The 16,173-nt window shown below is 63.4% G+C and carries 17 protein-coding genes and 1 tRNA gene; 2 read left to right on the forward strand and 16 right to left on the reverse strand.

The features are described from left to right. Positions 1 to 516: 516 nt before the first annotated feature. A tRNA-OTHER gene (locus tag ACHIRB_RS25335) sits at positions 517 to 612 on the reverse strand. Between the two features lie 97 nt (positions 613 to 709). On the opposite strand from ACHIRB_RS25335, the gene ACHIRB_RS25340 reads away from it, so the two are divergent. After that, positions 710 to 1,312: a hypothetical protein gene (locus ACHIRB_RS25340; RefSeq protein WP_395124305.1), complete on the forward strand. Its 603-nt coding sequence runs from the start codon at positions 710 to 712 to the stop codon at positions 1,310 to 1,312. Beyond that, on the forward strand, positions 1,309 to 2,097 hold the full coding sequence (locus ACHIRB_RS25345; protein ID WP_395124304.1) for a hypothetical protein: 789 nt from the start codon (positions 1,309 to 1,311) through the stop codon (positions 2,095 to 2,097). The genes ACHIRB_RS25340 and ACHIRB_RS25345 overlap by 4 nt, the downstream gene beginning before the upstream one ends. A gap of 56 nt (positions 2,098 to 2,153) precedes the next feature. Here ACHIRB_RS25345 and ACHIRB_RS25350 read toward each other — a convergent pair whose 3' ends face one another. The 15 genes from ACHIRB_RS25350 to ACHIRB_RS25420 form a co-directional block, all read right to left on the reverse strand. After that, a complete protein-coding gene (locus tag ACHIRB_RS25350) occupies positions 2,154 to 2,441 on the reverse strand; it encodes a hypothetical protein (RefSeq protein ID WP_395124303.1) in 288 nt (95 codons plus the stop codon). Positions 2,442 to 2,536: 95 nt separating this feature from the next. Continuing rightward, positions 2,537 to 3,766, reverse strand: coding sequence for an SGNH/GDSL hydrolase family protein (locus ACHIRB_RS25355; protein ID WP_395124302.1), 1,230 nt, complete (start codon positions 3,764 to 3,766; stop codon positions 2,537 to 2,539). Positions 3,767 to 3,768: 2 nt separating this feature from the next. Continuing rightward, positions 3,769 to 4,353, reverse strand: coding sequence for a collagen-like domain-containing protein (locus ACHIRB_RS25360; protein ID WP_395124301.1), 585 nt, complete (start codon positions 4,351 to 4,353; stop codon positions 3,769 to 3,771). Positions 4,354 to 4,355: 2 nt separating this feature from the next. Then, positions 4,356 to 4,667, reverse strand: coding sequence for a hypothetical protein (locus tag ACHIRB_RS25365; RefSeq protein WP_395124300.1), 312 nt, complete (start codon positions 4,665 to 4,667; stop codon positions 4,356 to 4,358). Then, positions 4,664 to 5,032: an LtfC-like domain-containing protein gene (locus tag ACHIRB_RS25370; RefSeq protein WP_395124299.1), complete on the reverse strand. Its 369-nt coding sequence runs from the start codon at positions 5,030 to 5,032 to the stop codon at positions 4,664 to 4,666. Before ACHIRB_RS25370 ends, ACHIRB_RS25365 begins: the two co-directional genes overlap by 4 nt. Before the next feature lies 1 nt (position 5,033). Beyond that, positions 5,034 to 5,534 carry a hypothetical protein gene (locus tag ACHIRB_RS25375; protein WP_395124298.1) on the reverse strand — a complete coding sequence of 167 codons (501 nt, stop codon included), beginning with the start codon at positions 5,532 to 5,534 and terminating at the stop codon, positions 5,034 to 5,036. Further along, complete coding sequence (locus ACHIRB_RS25380; protein WP_395124297.1) at positions 5,524 to 5,766, reverse strand: hypothetical protein; 243 nt, start codon at positions 5,764 to 5,766, stop codon at positions 5,524 to 5,526. Before ACHIRB_RS25380 ends, ACHIRB_RS25375 begins: the two co-directional genes overlap by 11 nt. 37 nt (positions 5,767 to 5,803) lie before the next feature. Further along, positions 5,804 to 6,220, reverse strand: a complete 417-nt coding sequence (locus ACHIRB_RS25385; RefSeq protein ID WP_395124296.1) for a hypothetical protein — start codon at positions 6,218 to 6,220, stop codon at positions 5,804 to 5,806. Beyond that, on the reverse strand, positions 6,217 to 7,584 hold the full coding sequence (locus ACHIRB_RS25390) for a peptidoglycan DD-metalloendopeptidase family protein (RefSeq protein WP_395124295.1): 1,368 nt from the start codon (positions 7,582 to 7,584) through the stop codon (positions 6,217 to 6,219). The genes ACHIRB_RS25385 and ACHIRB_RS25390 overlap by 4 nt, the downstream gene beginning before the upstream one ends. Before the next feature lie 18 nt (positions 7,585 to 7,602). After that, on the reverse strand, positions 7,603 to 7,896 hold the full coding sequence (locus ACHIRB_RS25395; protein WP_395124294.1) for a hypothetical protein: 294 nt from the start codon (positions 7,894 to 7,896) through the stop codon (positions 7,603 to 7,605). Continuing rightward, the gene (locus ACHIRB_RS25400; RefSeq protein ID WP_395124293.1) at positions 7,896 to 8,894 is read right to left on the reverse strand and encodes a hypothetical protein; all 999 of its coding nucleotides are present in this window, start codon (positions 8,892 to 8,894) and stop codon (positions 7,896 to 7,898) included. The genes ACHIRB_RS25395 and ACHIRB_RS25400 overlap by 1 nt, the downstream gene beginning before the upstream one ends. Before the next feature lie 14 nt (positions 8,895 to 8,908). Further along, positions 8,909 to 10,483 (reverse strand): Gp37-like protein, encoded by a 1,575-nt coding sequence (locus ACHIRB_RS25405; RefSeq protein WP_395124292.1) that lies wholly within the window; start codon positions 10,481 to 10,483, stop codon positions 8,909 to 8,911. Then, a complete protein-coding gene (locus ACHIRB_RS25410) occupies positions 10,483 to 11,331 on the reverse strand; it encodes a hypothetical protein (RefSeq protein ID WP_395124291.1) in 849 nt (282 codons plus the stop codon). Before ACHIRB_RS25410 ends, ACHIRB_RS25405 begins: the two co-directional genes overlap by 1 nt. Continuing rightward, the gene (locus ACHIRB_RS25415; RefSeq protein ID WP_395124290.1) at positions 11,332 to 15,549 is read right to left on the reverse strand and encodes a phage tail tape measure protein; all 4,218 of its coding nucleotides are present in this window, start codon (positions 15,547 to 15,549) and stop codon (positions 11,332 to 11,334) included. Positions 15,550 to 15,553: 4 nt separating this feature from the next. After that, positions 15,554 to 15,991, reverse strand: a complete 438-nt coding sequence (locus ACHIRB_RS25420; RefSeq protein ID WP_395124289.1) for a DUF7426 family protein — start codon at positions 15,989 to 15,991, stop codon at positions 15,554 to 15,556. Positions 15,992 to 16,173: the final 182 nt, after the last annotated feature.

A 16,173-nucleotide genomic window follows, 5' to 3' on the forward strand; every position in this document is an offset into this window, starting at 1 on the left:
TCCAAGGTGGTCCCATGCTAGTGGCAAGCAGGTGGTCCCATCACCCTGGCAAATGACATGCTCTGCAGCTCGGCGCGCAGCGCGGCACCTGTTCGGTGAGTGCAACAATCGCCAATTCGTAGAAGTGGACCACGAACCATCGCAATCGCTGCTCAGCTATCGCTAGCCGGACCAGGTAGTCGATAGCGAAGATGCACCAGGTCACGACGAGGATCACATCGACAGCGGTCTTCGCCTAACCAGTTGGCTGTTGTAGCACCGAAAATGCGTAGGCCGCCAAAAAGGCAAGTGCGACAGCGGCCATCGGCCACTCCGACATCTTCTGCCCCGAATGGGGTTCACGAGGATCGAATATCGTGCACGTCGTCGATCGACCCTGCGCATCGACACGTCAGGTTGCTTGCATTCAGGTCGGGATGTATGAGGCCGGACGCACACCGACCCGATTCGCTGCACGGCGAACAACTCCAAAACGCGAAAAGACCCTCCTGCCTGTCGGCGGGAGGGTCTTTGTTGTAGCCCCGACGGGATTCGAACCCGCGCTACCGCCTTGAGAGGGCGGCCAAAGGTGCAGGCAGACGGGCTATTTGTCGTCTGATCTGCGCCAGGGCTACCGAAGCTTGTTCGTGTTTACCTGGGTTTGTCGTTCGAGTGTGGGCAAGAATGTGGGCAGAGTCAGTCGCGCTGTCGCATACTTGCGGTCGGTCGGGTGGATAGATCGAAGGGGGAAGATGCGTTGACTCTCGAGGAAGATGCAAGGGAGCTTGCGTCGATAGTCGCTGCGAAGGAAATCCTTGCCGACGCAGAGAAGCGAGTGCGCAATCGAATCCAGATCGCGTTGCGGCGCGGCCAAGTTCGGCCGTGCATCACCGACGAGTCCGGCAACGAGGTCGAGTTGGCCTTGATCACCATCACCAATCCCGCGACCGTTAAGGTCAGCGTCACCGATGCCCACCTTGCTATCCCGTGGGCGGCGGACATGTTCGGCGACAGCGTTGCCGATCTGCGGTTGACCGAGCAAGGCATGTCGTCGGTTACCGCTTACGCGAAGAAGGAGTACACGGTTGCTGGTAAACCGGCCGTGTTTGCCGAACTACCTGGAGTCAGGGTGAGTGTCGAGACGGGGCAGCCTCGGATGATGTTTCGCCCAAACAAGGACATCGATTTCATCAGCAGCGTGCGCGATCTGTGGGCATCTTGCGAGTTACCAATCCCGCATCTCCTTGACGGCCACGTCCATTCGAAAGAATCGCCATTGCCGTTCGAGGCGGCGTGGGATGAGGACGCCTGGCAGAAGAGGGGGGAATCATGAGAGTTGCAGTTCTGGCCGTCGTCGCGGCCGTAATGCTGATTGCCGGTTGCGGGCAATCAACAGATGGCTCCGCAACTTCATTGGCGACGACCATGCCGACGACGGCGACGCTCCCGTCCACAACGACGCCCTCGCCCACGTTAACGACGCCGACCGCCGCGGAATCCGCTGAGTTTTGGTTGCGCATTGATCGCGAGGGATGGGCGACGATGAACGTATTCCAGACGTACACGGACGGCCAACTTGAGGCAGCCTTCCTCGAACTTAAGCGGATGTTCAAGTCCACCGAAGCGGGCGGTTGGCATGTCTCGATTGACTGCGGCAACGGCAAGGACGCCACCGGTGGATCCCGTCAAGCAAACGGAACGTTTGCCCTCGATCAACGCGGCGCCGCTCTGACCGATCTTCCGGTAGGCGGACACAAATTTGAAGCGCTGCCCGCCCGTGATCCATGCCCACCGAATTTGCCTAGTGCACCGTCGGCGTTGACAGCCGCCAGTGTCGTCGATGCGATTGCAGCTCAGGGTTTGCCGGTGATCGAACGCAGAGATACCACGGGCCAGGTTTGTGCAAATGCCAACTGCGTCCAGGTAATCACGACGAAGCAGTTCTCTGTCTACCAGTTCGCCGACCTTGACTCGGCGACCAAGCTGGCATCATCATTCCCGCTGGGATATCAGCGGGGGCTCATCTTCATTCGGTTCCAGCGAGACGGCAAGAACGCGACCGACCCAGCGCTGATCCCGCAGTATCAGACTGTCCTTGACAGTCTCGTCGACGGCTAACGCGAAACCACCCCGCCCTCACGACGAGGACGGGGCGGTTCTGTGCGTGCTTGGTTCTACGACTCGGGCGTCGGCTCCGGCAGCGGTTCGGGCTCCGGATCGGCGTCGGCCACGACGTCATCGAGTGCCTGTGCCGAGGCGTCGAGACGGCTGAAGTCGAGCGCTTCACCGGCCTCGACCTGAGCCTTCAGATCGGCGATCGCGCCGACGATCTCACCCTTCGCCTTGTCGAGCTGGTCGGCAACTGCGTTGAGCTTGTCCTGGTTGGACATGAACATTCCTCTCGTTCGGTAAAGCATGACGAGCACCGCGCCGGTCAGCACGGTGTCGAGGAGTCGCCACATGGCGTTCCCCTTTCCCCTCCCGACTCGTGGCCGGGAGCGTGTGTGTGGACCCAGAATGGCCATAGGCCGAGAGTCGGCGACCGATGCGCTGGTGGCTACGCGAGCGGGATAGTCGTCGCCGCCAGCTTCCGCAGCGATTCGAGACCTTGGTAGGACGGGTGGATTCCGTCGGTGTACATCGACACTGCGTTCGAGTCCTGGTTTGCCAGTGACGTACCGAGCTGGAAGTCGAGAGTCGGGTCCATGCAGGCGACCGCGCCGAGCGGCAGCTCGTGCAGCCATGCATTGAAGTTGCGCCGGATACCGTTCTTGGTGGCGTCGAACCCGGTACGCGGCAACAACGTCACCAGGATCAGCGGCACCCGCTTACCCATCTTCGTGAACGCTTTCTCGATCATGTTCACATAGCTGGCTTTGAGTGTGGCCAGGCTGTCACCTGTGTTTATGTCGTTGGTGCCGTGATGGACGATCAGCGCTTTGTAGTCGGTGGTGGCGAGGTTGTATCGGTCCCATAGGTACGGGTCGAGCAGAGCGTTGTTCCATACCGAAGCCTGGAAGCCTGCCATTGCCGAGACCGATGCGAGGCAACCCATTTGATCAGCCCAGCGTCGAGGCCACGTACGCCCCATTGGAATGCCGCGGATCGTCGATGTCGACGTCCCGACCAGTCCGGTGATGCCTTCCATGATCGAGTCACCGAGGAACAGGTATTGATTTCTGGCGGTGAAGGTTTCGTACTCGATGTACCAGCCCAGCGGCGTATTGGCGCGCAGAGTGCCGCTTGTGGTGACGGTGTCGTCGAGCGCACTGGTCGATGTTGCCCATTGCCAGCACTCACCGACCGAGTTGATGACCGCGGTCGATGACTCCTGCGTGTAGCCGACCGCGAGAATGTGTTCGCCGTCGAGCTGCTCGGTCGGGTCCGTGAACCATGACGTGAGGTAGTAGCTGCCGTCGCCGGGAATGGTGAAGTCGCTCGACACCAGCGACACAGCACTGGACGCGACGAAGTTGCCGGTCCGGTTGCCGCCCGTCCGGACGTGCCGACCGACCTTGATGCCTTTGCCGGTGAGAGCATTGGCCGCGACGAGGTTGCCCTGGTTGAAATTCTGGAAACCCATCCGCCAGCGCGTCGTCGGCTCCGGTACGTCGATAACCATCCGCAGACCGCAGTTCGTCAGCGCGGCCGACGAACCGTTCACGGCCGGCCATTGCCCGTTCGGGCCGAAGATGACGCGCTCGGTGTGCACACCACGCAGCAGGTTCAGCTCGAGGTTGACGAAGTCCCGCGTAGCGAGGTCAAGCCCGGTGTCGTTCCACCCCACGACTAGCTCAGCTCGTAGACGGTGCCGGTAGTCGTGTCGAGGTAGAGGTCGCCTGGCACCGAGCCGGACACGCCGTTCGGTACGCCGCCGCCGGTGAACCATTTCGAGCCGCGCGGTCCGGTTGCACCAGTCGCTCCGGTCGCTCCGTCCGCGCCGGTTGCGCCGGCATCGCCGGTGTCACCTTTGACGCCCTGGGTGCCTTGCACGCCTTGCGGCCCTTGCGCTCCGGCCGGTCCTTGCGGGCCCCGGAATGCGACGCCGTTGCCGTCCGCGGGGAACGCTGTTCCGTCCCAGATGTATAGCTTCCCGTCCGGTGAGGTGACGATGTAGCCGTCACCGGCGTCGCTCGGCCCGAGACCGGACGGCAATGCCGCGTAGTTGGCGACCGATCCGGCGATCTCGATTCCCGCGCCGTCCTCACCCGCGACGCCTTGCGGACCTGCGGGGCCGGTGTCGCCCTGTTCGCCCTGTGGTCCTGCCGGTCCGGTTGCACCCGTTGCGCCGGTCGCTCCTGCTGATCCTGCGGGACCTGCATCTCCGGTATCGCCTTTGGGGCCTTTGATGCTGCCCGCTGTTGTCCATGCCATTGTCAGTCTCCTAGTCGATAGACGGTGCCGGTGAGTGTGTCGATGTAGTAGTCGCCGGGTTTGGACCCGACGACTGTCGTGGGTGCCCCTTCGCCGGACCACCATGCGGTTCCGTCGAATGCGGGACCGGCGGGACCGGCAGGTCCGATGGGTCCTTGTGGACCGGGTGGACCAGGGTCGCCGTCGATGCCGATGTGCCCGTCGAGTCCAGGCGGGCCCGGTGTGCCCGGTGTCGGCACGATGATCACCGAGTTGCCGCGGCCACCACCGGGTGTCACCGCCGCGCGTTTGGCGTTGACCTTGATGACGATCATGTGCGCGGCTTGCCGTCGTAGCGATCGATCACACCGTTGACGACCGGGATCTCGGTTGTCGGCGCGCTCGGGTAGGACAGCAGGAACACCCACAGCGTTCGGTTCTTGAACTCGTCCGCGACTTCGGATTCGACTTTCACCACCGCATGGTGGTCGGTGATGACTGCTTCGAACCGTTGCGGTAGTGGTTCGGTTTTCACGTCGAGGTATCCGCGCACCCCCGGTTCGTAGTCGAGTGGCGTCCACACCGGAGGATCTTGCGCGGCGTCGTCGGGGTCATAGCTTTCGAAGTCGACGACGAGATCGCCGTGCCAGCTCACCGGCAGCGGATGATTGTCGGGCGGGTCGAACAGCGGTGTCGTCACGTCAGCACCTCGGGTATGGGTTGGCGGCACGCAGTCGTGCGTTCTTGTCCTGGCGTGCGTTGTTGCTCGACGTCGTTTCGGCGAACGACTCCAGCAGCGCACGGGACCGTTCAGGCGCATCCGGCGAACCTGGCTGAATACCAAGGAATCCGTTCACGAGGTCGTAGACCGCCTGATCGTTTTCCTTGCGAGCGAGGTCGTTGTCGACTGTCACCTCGGCGCGTTCGGCGATGGTGCGCCGGAACTCCGCGTTGCAACCACGCTGAGTGACGGAGAACTGCACCACGAAAGCTGTTGCGAGGATGAAGAGTCCGGCAAGGACGATCCGGAAAACGCGGCCGGACAGCGGCCCGCCGAACGGGTGACGTTCCAGCTCCACTTTCAGCCTTTCATCGTCACCAGGCCCATGCACGCGCCGAAACGAAATGAGTTGCCCCACAACAACGCCGAGAACAAACCCGGTCAATGCTGCGATGAGGACTTCGGGGAAGCTACTTGCCATCGCTATCACCGTCTTTCGGGGTGGCGTTGTCGTCACCGGAGTCGTCCTTGGGGTGCTTCGCCTTGTTGTAGAGGCTGACGAAGATGCCGATGATGGCCATCATCACGAGGTTGAGTTCAGGCGGCGGCTGGTAGCCGGCACGCCAGATCGGTGCGAGGTAGCCGATCAGCCACACCGCTGTGACGGTGACGGCAAGCACCGCGAACAGTCGGGCCATAAACCGCTCGTCCATGAACCACCCCTTTCCCCACGCTCAAAGTTGTCATTGCTCAGCCCTTGGGCGGGTTGACGATTCGTTGCACGTACGCCGCGCCGGCCATGATCGCCGCGCCGGATACGGTGCCCGCGATGACTTTCCAATCCTCGCCCGATGTGAGGTCGACACCGCCACCATTGAATGCCGTTGCCAGCGCTGTGAAGATCGCGACGAGTACCGTCGCGATGCCGCCTTGCACGATCGTCCGCAGCGCGCGTGACTTCGCATCCTTCGCTGGCGGCACCGCTTCGATGACCGGTTCGAGTTCGACAGGGGCGAGCAGCTCGTCGATCCGCTGCAGCGCTTCCGCTTGTGCTGCCTGCACCGCATCAGCAACCCGCGCTTCGACTTCACCGAGTACTCGAGCGGTCACGCTTTCGGTGACCTCGCGCGCGATGATGTCGAGCGGATTGGTCAACGGCGCGGTCACTTCGAACCGATCTGCGCGAGAGTCGCCTTCGCGCCCGCGTCGCCCTTGGCCGCTTCTCGCTTGACGAGGTCCACCGCCCAGCCGACACCCTTCACCGCTTCGCGTTCGACGTGTTCCTCGTGGATGCGGGCGTCGATGTTGAGCACGAACCCGGCGAGAGTGTCGACCGGCTCGTTGTCCTTGCGGTACTTCGAACGCGACGGGAACTTCTTGCCGAGCTCTTCGTCTGCCTTGGACATGAGTGCCTCCTCGAGATTGGGGATTCCTGCGAACAGCGCGGCGAGGTGGAGCTCGGTGCCGCGGTATGCGTTGACGTCGATCTGTTGGCCGGCCACGCTCGCCGATTCGGAGAACTGGAGGATGGCAACGTCTTTGCCGCCGATCGGGGCCCAGCCCTTGTAGTTGTCGCCGGGGTAGAGCTGCGATGCGAATCCGCCACCGTTGACGTAGTCGCTGTTCCAGATCGGCACCGGCAGACCGGACAGGTCCGGTGCACCCATGCGTCCCTGCCAGTACCAGCGCGGCAGATAGATCGGCAACAGTCGGAAGCCCCGCGCCTGCAACGCATTCACGCGAGCGAGTAGGTCGCCGATGTTGCCGTTGCGGTCGAGGTCTTCGTAGTCGATCTGCAACGGGAAGTCGGTGCCGCCAGCGTGCGCGAGCGTCGCGTCAGCTTCCGCGTCGGGATTGGTGCCGACCTTGCAGAACACGTAGCCACCCCACCGGTCGCGGAAGTGCTGAGCCATCTGCTCGCGAGCGCGCGGCCAGTACGGGTCGCGCCAGGTGCCTTCGGTGATCTTGTGCGTCGCGAAGGTGAAGCCCTCAGCGCGGGCGCGGGCGAAGTCGAAGTTGCGTTGATGGTTGGAGACGTCGATGCCGAACTGCGTCACGGATTCCCCTTGCGTCGGTTCGGTAGTCGGTGTCTCGCCGGGATAGGTCGCACCTGATAGCCATGGCAGCGGGTCGAGCCGATCAGGACCGGGCTGCGACCACACTGAGCGGTGCAGCTCTAGGTGTAGGTGCGGTGCGACTCCGCCGTTGGTGTTGCTGTCGGGGTTGATCCGGGCGATCCGTTGGCCTGCTTCGACGCGCTGCCCTTGCCGCACTTCCGGGATGACGTGGCCGTACACCGTCGTGCCGCTGCCGTCAGCGGTCGGATGATCGACGACGACCCACTGCCCGAAGCCCGATGCGGGACCGACCATCACAACCGTGCCGCCCTGGCACGCGAAGACGGGCAGTCCACCCGATCCGCCGTCGCGGCCGAAGTCGGTGCCCCAGTGCGTGCCGGGGTAGGGGTCGGTGCGGTAGCCGAATCCGCTCGTCACTGTGAAACCGCGCGCGAGTGGGTAGAAACGAGGCATGACAACTCCGATCGGCCGTTACGAATCGCTGATCACGTAACCCATTTCGGATAACGCATTGGCGTGGGAACAAAGCGGGTAGCTGCGTTGCGGTGCAAGCCCGCCATCGGGATGCGGCGCCGCGGCGCCGTTCGGATAGGCCGCGAACACGTCGGTGCGATCCAGTCCGATGCTGGGGATGTCGCACACCAACACCGCGACGTAGTGGTACCCGTCGAGCGGCGGATCGAGTTGGTACAGGCGAGGTTCCAGCTCGAGTCCCCAGTTGCCCATGAAGTTCGGTGAGTCACTCAATACGCGGGTGGCGATCATCAGGCCGCCCCAGGGGTGAAGATCAATATGACGCGACCGTTGCCGCCGATACCGCCCGATGCGAACGCGGCCGGGTTCAACCCGCCGTTCGCGCCTGCACCGCCACCACCGCCGCCCGGTGCACCGCCAGCGCCACCGTCGCCAGGTTGGCCAAATGCATCGGCGTTACCACCGCCACCGCCGCCGCCACCGCCACCGCACGGAACGACCGATCCCGTAGACACCGACTGCCCCGCACTACCGGTGACGCTTTTCGTGCCGTGCGCGCCACCTGTTGCCAAGGCCGACGATCCGCCATTGGTTGCTGTGTCCGCGTTGCCGGTCGCCCCTTGCCCTCCGACACCCGGAGTCGACGCCGAGGCGACCGCGCCCTGCGACGTCAAGATGGAACCCGGCGAACCGGAAATGCCGACCAGATAGGCGCCGAACGACGACACGCCGCCGGTGCCGAATGACGTCGCCCCACCTGCACCGACAGTTATCGCCACCGTCGATGTCAGATCAGCACAGTTGAATTCCCTGAAGACGTACCCGCCGTGCGCGCCGCCTAGCCGGTTCCCCGAACCCTGATTGTTCGACTGCCCACCCTGTCCGCCGTTGATCACCGCGACCCCGACACGCCCCGCGCCGGGGTTCGACCACGACGCATTCGACGTGTACACCGTCCGGGTGCCGCCGTTTTCGAGGGCTGTCACGCGGGCATCGAGGTTGCCGGTCGCTTCGGCTGCTTCCTCGGCGGTTTCGTGGGTGGAGTTCAACCCGGCAGCCAAGTCCGACAACGTACTTCCAGCGCCGGGGATGAAGTTGAGCAGGCCGATAAGGGCTGCGATGAAGTCACCGATCGCGTCGGCGATCATTCCGATCACACCGTCCGCGTCGAGTACCCCATCCAAGAAGTCGAGGATGTCGCCGATGACGGGGAGCTCGCTGAGAGCGTCGAGAACGAGATCCACGATGTCGAACTGCGCGCTCGGCGTGCGCCGCGGTAGCCGCTCCATTTACAGCACTCCCGTCATGTCGTGTTCGCGATGCCGCGCGTCGTCGCCGCGAGTCCGCTGATGTTGCCGACGAGCCGATCGAATGCGCCGCGTAACCGCTTGTCCTCACCGAACTTCGGTGTCTCGACCATTCGGCCGTCACGATGATCGGACACCCGGACTCCCGATACGTACTGCTCTTGCACGTTGCCGCGGTCGTAGAACGTGTGGATGTCGCCAACGTCGTAGCGCTTGCCCGACCCGTCATCTGCACCGAAGCGATAGCCGCGTCCGTCCGGCCCGCCCGCTACGGTGGTCAGCTCCAACTCTTCCGAGCCGGAGTGTTCCTTCAACTTCCCTTGCCCGACTTGATACGAGTCGAGTGACCACGCCGCGGTGTTATCGCCGAACACCTCTGCGAAAGCATCGTCGTAGCCGATCTCGTCTTCGAGGTCGTCGTCCCAGAACTGTTGGTAGGCAAAGAAGATGTTGTCGAACAGATCCCCGACGACGAACCCGAGCCCGAGTCCGGGAGCGATCGCGGCGAGCAGGAGTTGAATCGCGAAGTTCGCCGCCCATTCGATGACCTGGTTCAAGATCTCCGGTGCCTTGCCGCCGACGATGACTCTTGTTGCATCGGCGTGGGATTCGTCGGCGACGTAGTGCTCGATCTGGCCGCCGTCGGTGCGCCACTGGATCTTTCGCCTGTCCCGCTTCTTGCGGGTGTCGAAGACGTATCCGGCGCGGGGCATCACGCCCCACGACGCGGGGTCGGCGAGGCCGAGGTAGTTGTCGGGGTTGAGGAAGTTGAGGAAGTTGTCGCTGGTGACGTCGAGCACTGACTGCAGTTGCGCGAGGCTGGATGTGTTGAATACGTGCGGTGGTGTGCCGGTCCCATCCCACAGGTCCATCGAGTAGCCGAAGTCGAGTCGATCGCGGGTGAGCTTGTACAGCTCGTCGCCCTGGGTGAACCGCGCAGAGATGATCGTCATGTTCTCGATCGCGGTGTTGATCAGGTTCAGCAGGTCGTCGAGGGTGTCGATGTCGTCGAGGTCCGGCAGATCGTCGCCGACCTGATGCAACGGCAGCTTCGCGAACACCGGCTTGTTCAGTCGGATGAAGTTCTTCGCGAGGAAGTACTTCAGCACGAAGTCCGGTTCGCCGGCCATGACGTCCTGCTTGCCGGTCAAACCGACCTGGACCTCAGGCGGGAACTGCGGATTCACCCACGCGAGCCAGCGCTGCAGCCAGAACTTGTAATCGACGCCACCGAATGTGCAGTTCTCTCGGCCTGGGCGTCCCGCGATGTTGCGGGTCATCAGCCGACCGGTCCATGGGATGCCGTTGTATCCGATCAAACCGTCAGCGCCGCGACCGATGCGGACGTGAATTGCTTTGCGGCGCGGCCGCATATACGGAATCAGCCGATGATCGGGTTTGAGTTCGAGCTGAATATTGCCCGGCTGGAACCAGTGCCAGTCGACCTCGCACGACTTGTACGCACCGAGCGGTGTCCACTCGATGACAGAGCCGTTGCGCTGCCCGAGTTCGATCGGGAACCCTTCGACCTGAGTGGCGTTCGGCCGCGCATAACCGGGCAGGGTCGGCATCAGACCGCCGCTCGGAACAGTTGCGGCAGGACAACCTTGAGGCTGGTAGCGCCAGTTGTTCCAGTGCCGCTGATCTTCACCGGGATATTCGGGGTGTGCGCAGGTGCTTTCACGTACCAGCGACCAGGCAGAGAGACGCCGCCGTAGAAGGATCGATCGACGCCGAGGTGGTCGGTGATATGGAAGAAGTTCGGATCGGTGTCGATCTTCCAGGTTTGGCCGGCAGCGATGTTCGGCAGCGTGATTTCTTCGGTGCCGAGGCCGAGCTTCGGTGTGGTGATCGGCCCCGTGAGTTCGTAGTACGGCCAGGTGTCGTCGTCGGAGTCGTTGTCGATCTCCGCTGTCGCGAACTGTGCAGCGGAGAAGGTGAGCTCGATCGGGGCTGTCCGCCACCACGATTCGTCGGACCGCAACCGCACGCCCTTGTCTTCAGAGAATCCGAGGTACTGCACGGCATCGACATCAGGCTCGGACAGGTTCGGCGGTGCGAGACGCCACCTCTGCACGGTCGTACGGCGCGGCCCCTCGACGTGAAACTCACCGAGCTGGCGGCTGTCGCCGAGCGCGTCACGAAACGCGAGGTACTTCGCCAGCGCGGCAGGGCCGGGTGGGATCGGTCCGAACAGGATGTGCAGGCCGATGTAGTTCGGCTCGAACATCGTTGCGCGCCAGGTCACGCCAGCCTGGTCGACGTTCTGATCATCGTCGGTTTTGAACTCCGCGCCACCGAGCCCGGTCGGCGTCGAGTGCAAGCGCAGCGGCGTCGACAGACTGCACTCCGCCAAACTGACGAACGGCCACGTGCTGCCGTCCGTGCCGATCAGGGAGTAGCTGATCGACCCGGACATCTACGCGATCCCCGAACGCAACAGAGCGGCGTTGACTCCGCCGGTGTTCGTGTCGACGGTGACGTTGGCGTCGATGGTTCCACCCTTCTGCAAGGTCGCGAGGATTTCCTCGAGGACCTTCGTGGCTTGCTGGAACGCTTCGGATGCGCCGGGGATGTCGTTGCTGCCGGTGTCGAAGCTGGGAATGATATTGCCGAGGTCGACTGTTCCGGACTGCGCCATCGACGCGACGCCAGCCAAACCGGACGCCGCGGTGAAGGCGAGTCCGGTGCCGAGCGCGAGAGCGTCGTACCAGTTCTTCGGCTTCATCGAGTCTTCGGTGTCGGGCCCGGAGTAGCCGCCGAATCCGCCGCCGTCGGCGTAGCCTGCGACGCCGAGCCGTTTTCCTGTCTCTGCCCAGATCGCAAGGGAGCGTTGCCGCTTCGACTGAGCGAGTGGGATGTATGCCTCGCCCTGAGTCTCCGGTTCCGCCCAGATCCGCATACCGGACGAGATCTGCGCGGAGTGATCCTCGATCCCGCCGGAGCCGAACATCTTTGCGGAGAACGTCGCGATCGGGGTCTTCTCACCGCCGCCGAGCGCCGTCGGCCAGTTCGTCACAAACACCCGCGAACCGTCCCCGACACCAGCCGACTGCGTTGTGGTCGCGCTCGACGGCGGACCGGACGTCGTGCCGCGACCTGACGACTCGGCAATTGCCTCCGTCGCCGCCGCCTCTTGCGCGGCATAGTTCGACCCATCCGCGTGCGCGGACCCCTGCACCGCCTGCGCGAGCTGCGCCTCCGTCATACCCTCCGCGCCCGGCACCGCCGCGAGACGCTCGTAGAACTGGCCCGCGTCGGTCGCAAGATCCTCACCGGCGGGACCCCAACCCATCGACGGCCGCTGCTGGAACCCACCCTCGGAGTCGTACTCACTGCCGGGTGCGTCGCCGGGGTCTTCGCCACCCGCCTCGGCAAGCAGAGCCATGACGGCGGTCTTGATTTGCTTGTCCGACATGCCGCGCCGTTTGCCTTCGGCGATGACGGTGTCGATATTGCGCTGCTTCGTGGTGCGGTTATCGGGGCCACCGTTCGGAGTGCCAGCACCGGCGTTGACGATCGCGTTCGCCATCGCGTGAATGTGATTGTCGTGCTGCGCAACCACACTGGGCGTGTAGGTGTTGATCGCCGCCTGGCCGGTCTGCCCTTCGCCGTTCACGTTGTACCAAATCCGGTCAGGGATCGTCGTGATGATCTGGCCGAGCTGACTGCGGATCGACCACAGATAGTCGGCGTTCGCCTGCGATGGGTCGACGTCGATCGCTTGGCCGCGAGGGTGATACCCGCCGTCGTCGTCATGGTCCGTCTTCGCCGAGGTGAGGATCGCACCGGGCACGTTCGACTTGAGCGCCTGCCACAGCGACGCGTTGATCGTGCCGCCGCCCATCCGCGCCGAGTCTTCGCTCGTGATGCCGCCCTCGGCCATCGCGAGCGCGCCGAGCCGTTTGCCTGCCTCGGCCCAGATCTTCAGCGAACGAGGACGTTTCGAAGCCGCGAACGGAATGAACGCTTCACCGTCGGTCTCGCGTTCGGCCCACTGGATCAGGCCACGCGATCCGCGTGCCGGCTGAACGATCGCCTGGTCGGGCAGCTTCCCGTCGGCATAGCTAGCAGTGATGCCGCCGTCTGCGCGCGGCTGGCCGACCATCGGCACCGGGCCTTGAATCTGATCGGCAAGGTCCGGAGATACACCTTGGTCCTGCCAGTAGCTTCGACGCAACGCGAGATCGACAGTGACCGAACGCCTCCGGTTGATCCACTCGACCATCGCCGCTTCGGCGTCGGCAGTTCCGGCAGTGACCTTGATGTTGCCGTTCGGCAGTTGCGTCACCGTGAGTCCGAGGCGGACGAGTTCGTCGAGCGCGTCCTCGGTGAGTGCAGTCGTCTCGATTGTCTTACCGTCGGGAATCGCGACGACCTTGTCCTTCAGGACATCGAGTGCGTAGTGCGACTCAGGCATACCCGGCTGCGAGATCTGCGTTTCAACTAAATTCGGTATCAGCCCAAGCGAATTCAGATAGTCGACCGCTGCCTGATTGCCCATGCCGGTAGCCATCAACTGCTGAATCAGCGCATCGCGGTTAGCTGCGTACTGAGCAGTGAGAATCTCGACGGTGTTGCCCGCTTCGAGGCCTGTGCGGGTTTGCTCGCGGAACTGATCGACCATGCCACGCAGGCCGTCTTCCATCGCGACCTGCTGAACATTCGACCGATCGATCGCGCCCGTCCAGTTCTCGATCTTGATGGATGCGCCGTCGATGCCCATCCCAATTTCGCCGATCGCGCTATTGACCTTTGCGGCTTGATCGTTGAAGGCGGCCGACAGTTTCATTTCGCCCGCGAACTGATTGAACCGCTCCTGCGCCTCACCGAGCGCAGGCACGACCGTGTTGCGGATTCCGTCCGCCCCCGCACGCATCCCGTTGGCGGCTGATCCGCCGAACTCCTCGAGGTTCCTGGCGAGATTCCCGATCTTCTCGGACACGCTTGGAACCTCGACACCGAAGACGCCGAGAATCGCGCTCGACGCATCGAACCCGCTAGCCATGGCAGCAAGTCCCTTGAGGATGCCGACAACCATGTTCGTCCCGGCGTCGGTCAGGCTGGCGAAGGCATCGAGGCCACTGGCGACAAATCCGAGGATCGACTTTCCTGCTTCGAACGCACCGTTGCCCAGAGTGATGAAGAACTCGATGACCCCCGCCCGGTTGTTCGAGATCATGTTCGCGAACTCTTGAATCTTGGGGCCGAACGCTTCTGCGAGAGCGCCTTTCAGCCCGTCGGCGATGGTGCTGATGCTCCGCATCGCGCCGGATACCGAGGTCGCCGAATTGTCGCCCATGATTCCGGCGAGACGCCCAGCGGCACCTTCGAATTCGCCGAAGCTGGACAGAGCGGCCGATGGGTCCCACTGCTCGAACACATCGGAGAAGTCACCTGCGGTGTCACCGAGCAGACCCATGACGGCGTTGGCGCGGGCGGTCGGATCTTCGAGAGCGCGGATCTTGTCGAACGCCTCATCGAAGGCATCGAAGGCGCCAGGTCCGCCCTGCTTGAAACGCTCGAACATCTCCGCGCCATTGAGGCCGATACCGTCGAGAGTCTCAACGATCGTGTCGCCCTCTTCGGAGATTCGGCGACCGAACTCACGGAGGGCATCGCCTGGTGCGTCAGCGTTCCATGCACCGTTGTCGGTCGCCTGCTCGATCAGGGCGAGTGACGCCTCCGCCGAGAAGCCCGCGTTCTTCCAACCTGCCGAGTACTCGTTGATGACCTCGAGAAGGTCCTGGCCCTTGTTCGCGGAACCGCCGACGGCATTGGCGATCATGTCCGAGGCTTCTTCGGCACTCGTCGCCAAGCCGGACGACATCAGCGCACTGACAGCGTTCACAGACTCAGTCACTTCACCTTCGAGCGCGACAGAGATCGTGTCGAGACTGGCAATCACAGCTTCGGCGTCGCGCTGTGTCGCTGCTGGATCGATGATGTTGTTCTGCAGCGCGAGCTTCAGCGTTGACAGATTTTGCGCAACCGATTCACCGAACGCATCCGAGTACGCCTCACCGGCTGCGAGCGCGAACTTCCGCGCCTGCGCTTCGGTGGTGCCTGTGCGCGCCTGGAACAAGTCACGGTCGAGTTCCTGCTGCATCCCCTGCTGAATGGCGCCTGCGAGAGCTGCCCCTGCTGCGACACCGAGCACGGCGATGCCGATCAACGAACCAGCGACCGGGCCGGACTTGCTCGCCAGATCACCGAGCTTGTCACTGAAGCCTGAGACGAAGTTGTCGCCCAGCTTCGAACCCGAAGATGAGGCACTCGCCGCGTTGCTGCCAATCCTTCCGATGGCATCCGATGCACGCTGCGCGGCCGCCGCCAGCCCGGATGGAATTTCGATCCTGCGCGCTGCGGTACTGGCTTCGTCGGCGTTCGTCGCGATGCGCTGCACATCGCGGCTTGCCTGTTCGGCGGTGTCACCAACGCGGCCGATCGCCTGTTCCGCTTGGCGCGCATCGCCAGCAATGTTGCCCTGCAACTCGATACCACGAGTCGCCTGATTCGCCCGTTGCGCCGCCGCGTCGAGTTGACGAAGCCGCTGTTCCGCAGTGTCAAGACCGCGATTCAGATTGGAGTCGTCGACCTCCAGCCGAGCGATCAGCCGGGCGACATCGAGTGCCACGGACTTAGCCGGCCTTCTTCGCAGCAGCCTTGCGCGGAGCACGCTTCGCGGGGGCCTTCACTGCGGACTTCCGCGCAGCCCGACGAGCCTCGCGATTGGTAGTCGATTCCTTCAGCTTGTCGAGGTCGACGTACCTTGGTGCCTGCGCCATGTGCCAATGAGCTTCGGCGATCACATCGCCCGCGCCCGCCCACAGCAACGCCGTCCGGCCGAGATGTGTGAACTCCGGCCACTTCACCCCGTCAGCGAACAGTTCGTCGCGCACAGCGCCGAGCAGCTCGTCTATCTCGGCGTGCTCTTGCTCGTCGGTCATCTCAACGAGGACGAGCGACTTCAACCGCGCCGCCTGCTCCATCGTCGGTGCAGGAATTCGATACGTCTTCCCACCGATCGGCAGATACAGATCCGGATCGAACACATCCCGGAGGTCACGAAACCCCATGCGGCGTCTCCTTTTTGGGTGCGTTCAACAGAACTCGATACAGCCGAGACGACGGCGTCGAGATCAAGCTGAGAAGGTGGTTGCTGAACCAGCGCCAGGTGCGCTCATGCAAGATGCCCGACTCCACGTCGATGCCTCTGTCATGCAAGTCGAGTTCGACTGCCGCCCAAGCCTGGAAGATG

Origin of the sequence: Antrihabitans spumae (assembly GCF_043944905.1) — a bacterium.
Lineage (GTDB): Bacteria > Actinomycetota > Actinomycetes > Mycobacteriales > Mycobacteriaceae > Antrihabitans > Antrihabitans spumae.

Excerpts from the sequence above, each read along its gene's own strand:
- ACHIRB_RS25365 (WP_395124300.1), bottom strand. The coding sequence starts at position 4,667 with ATGATCGTCATCAAGGTCAACGCCAAACGCGCGGCGGTGACACCCGGT.
- ACHIRB_RS25360 (WP_395124301.1), bottom strand. The coding sequence starts at position 4,353 with ATGGCATGGACAACAGCGGGCAGCATCAAAGGCCCCAAAGGCGATACC.
- ACHIRB_RS25345 (WP_395124304.1), top strand. The coding sequence starts at position 1,309 with ATGAGAGTTGCAGTTCTGGCCGTCGTCGCGGCCGTAATGCTGATTGCC.
- ACHIRB_RS25350 (WP_395124303.1), bottom strand. The coding sequence starts at position 2,441 with ATGTGGCGACTCCTCGACACCGTGCTGACCGGCGCGGTGCTCGTCATG.
- ACHIRB_RS25420 (WP_395124289.1), bottom strand. The coding sequence starts at position 15,991 with ATGGGGTTTCGTGACCTCCGGGATGTGTTCGATCCGGATCTGTATCTG.
- ACHIRB_RS25405 (WP_395124292.1), bottom strand. The coding sequence starts at position 10,483 with ATGCCGACCCTGCCCGGTTATGCGCGGCCGAACGCCACTCAGGTCGAA.
- ACHIRB_RS25395 (WP_395124294.1), bottom strand. The coding sequence starts at position 7,896 with ATGATCGCCACCCGCGTATTGAGTGACTCACCGAACTTCATGGGCAAC.
- ACHIRB_RS25380 (WP_395124297.1), bottom strand. The coding sequence starts at position 5,766 with ATGGACGAGCGGTTTATGGCCCGACTGTTCGCGGTGCTTGCCGTCACC.
- ACHIRB_RS25410 (WP_395124291.1), bottom strand. The coding sequence starts at position 11,331 with ATGTCCGGGTCGATCAGCTACTCCCTGATCGGCACGGACGGCAGCACG.
- ACHIRB_RS25375 (WP_395124298.1), bottom strand. The coding sequence starts at position 5,534 with ATGGCAAGTAGCTTCCCCGAAGTCCTCATCGCAGCATTGACCGGGTTT.
- ACHIRB_RS25400 (WP_395124293.1), bottom strand. The coding sequence starts at position 8,894 with ATGGAGCGGCTACCGCGGCGCACGCCGAGCGCGCAGTTCGACATCGTG.
- ACHIRB_RS25390 (WP_395124295.1), bottom strand. The coding sequence starts at position 7,584 with ATGCCTCGTTTCTACCCACTCGCGCGCGGTTTCACAGTGACGAGCGGA.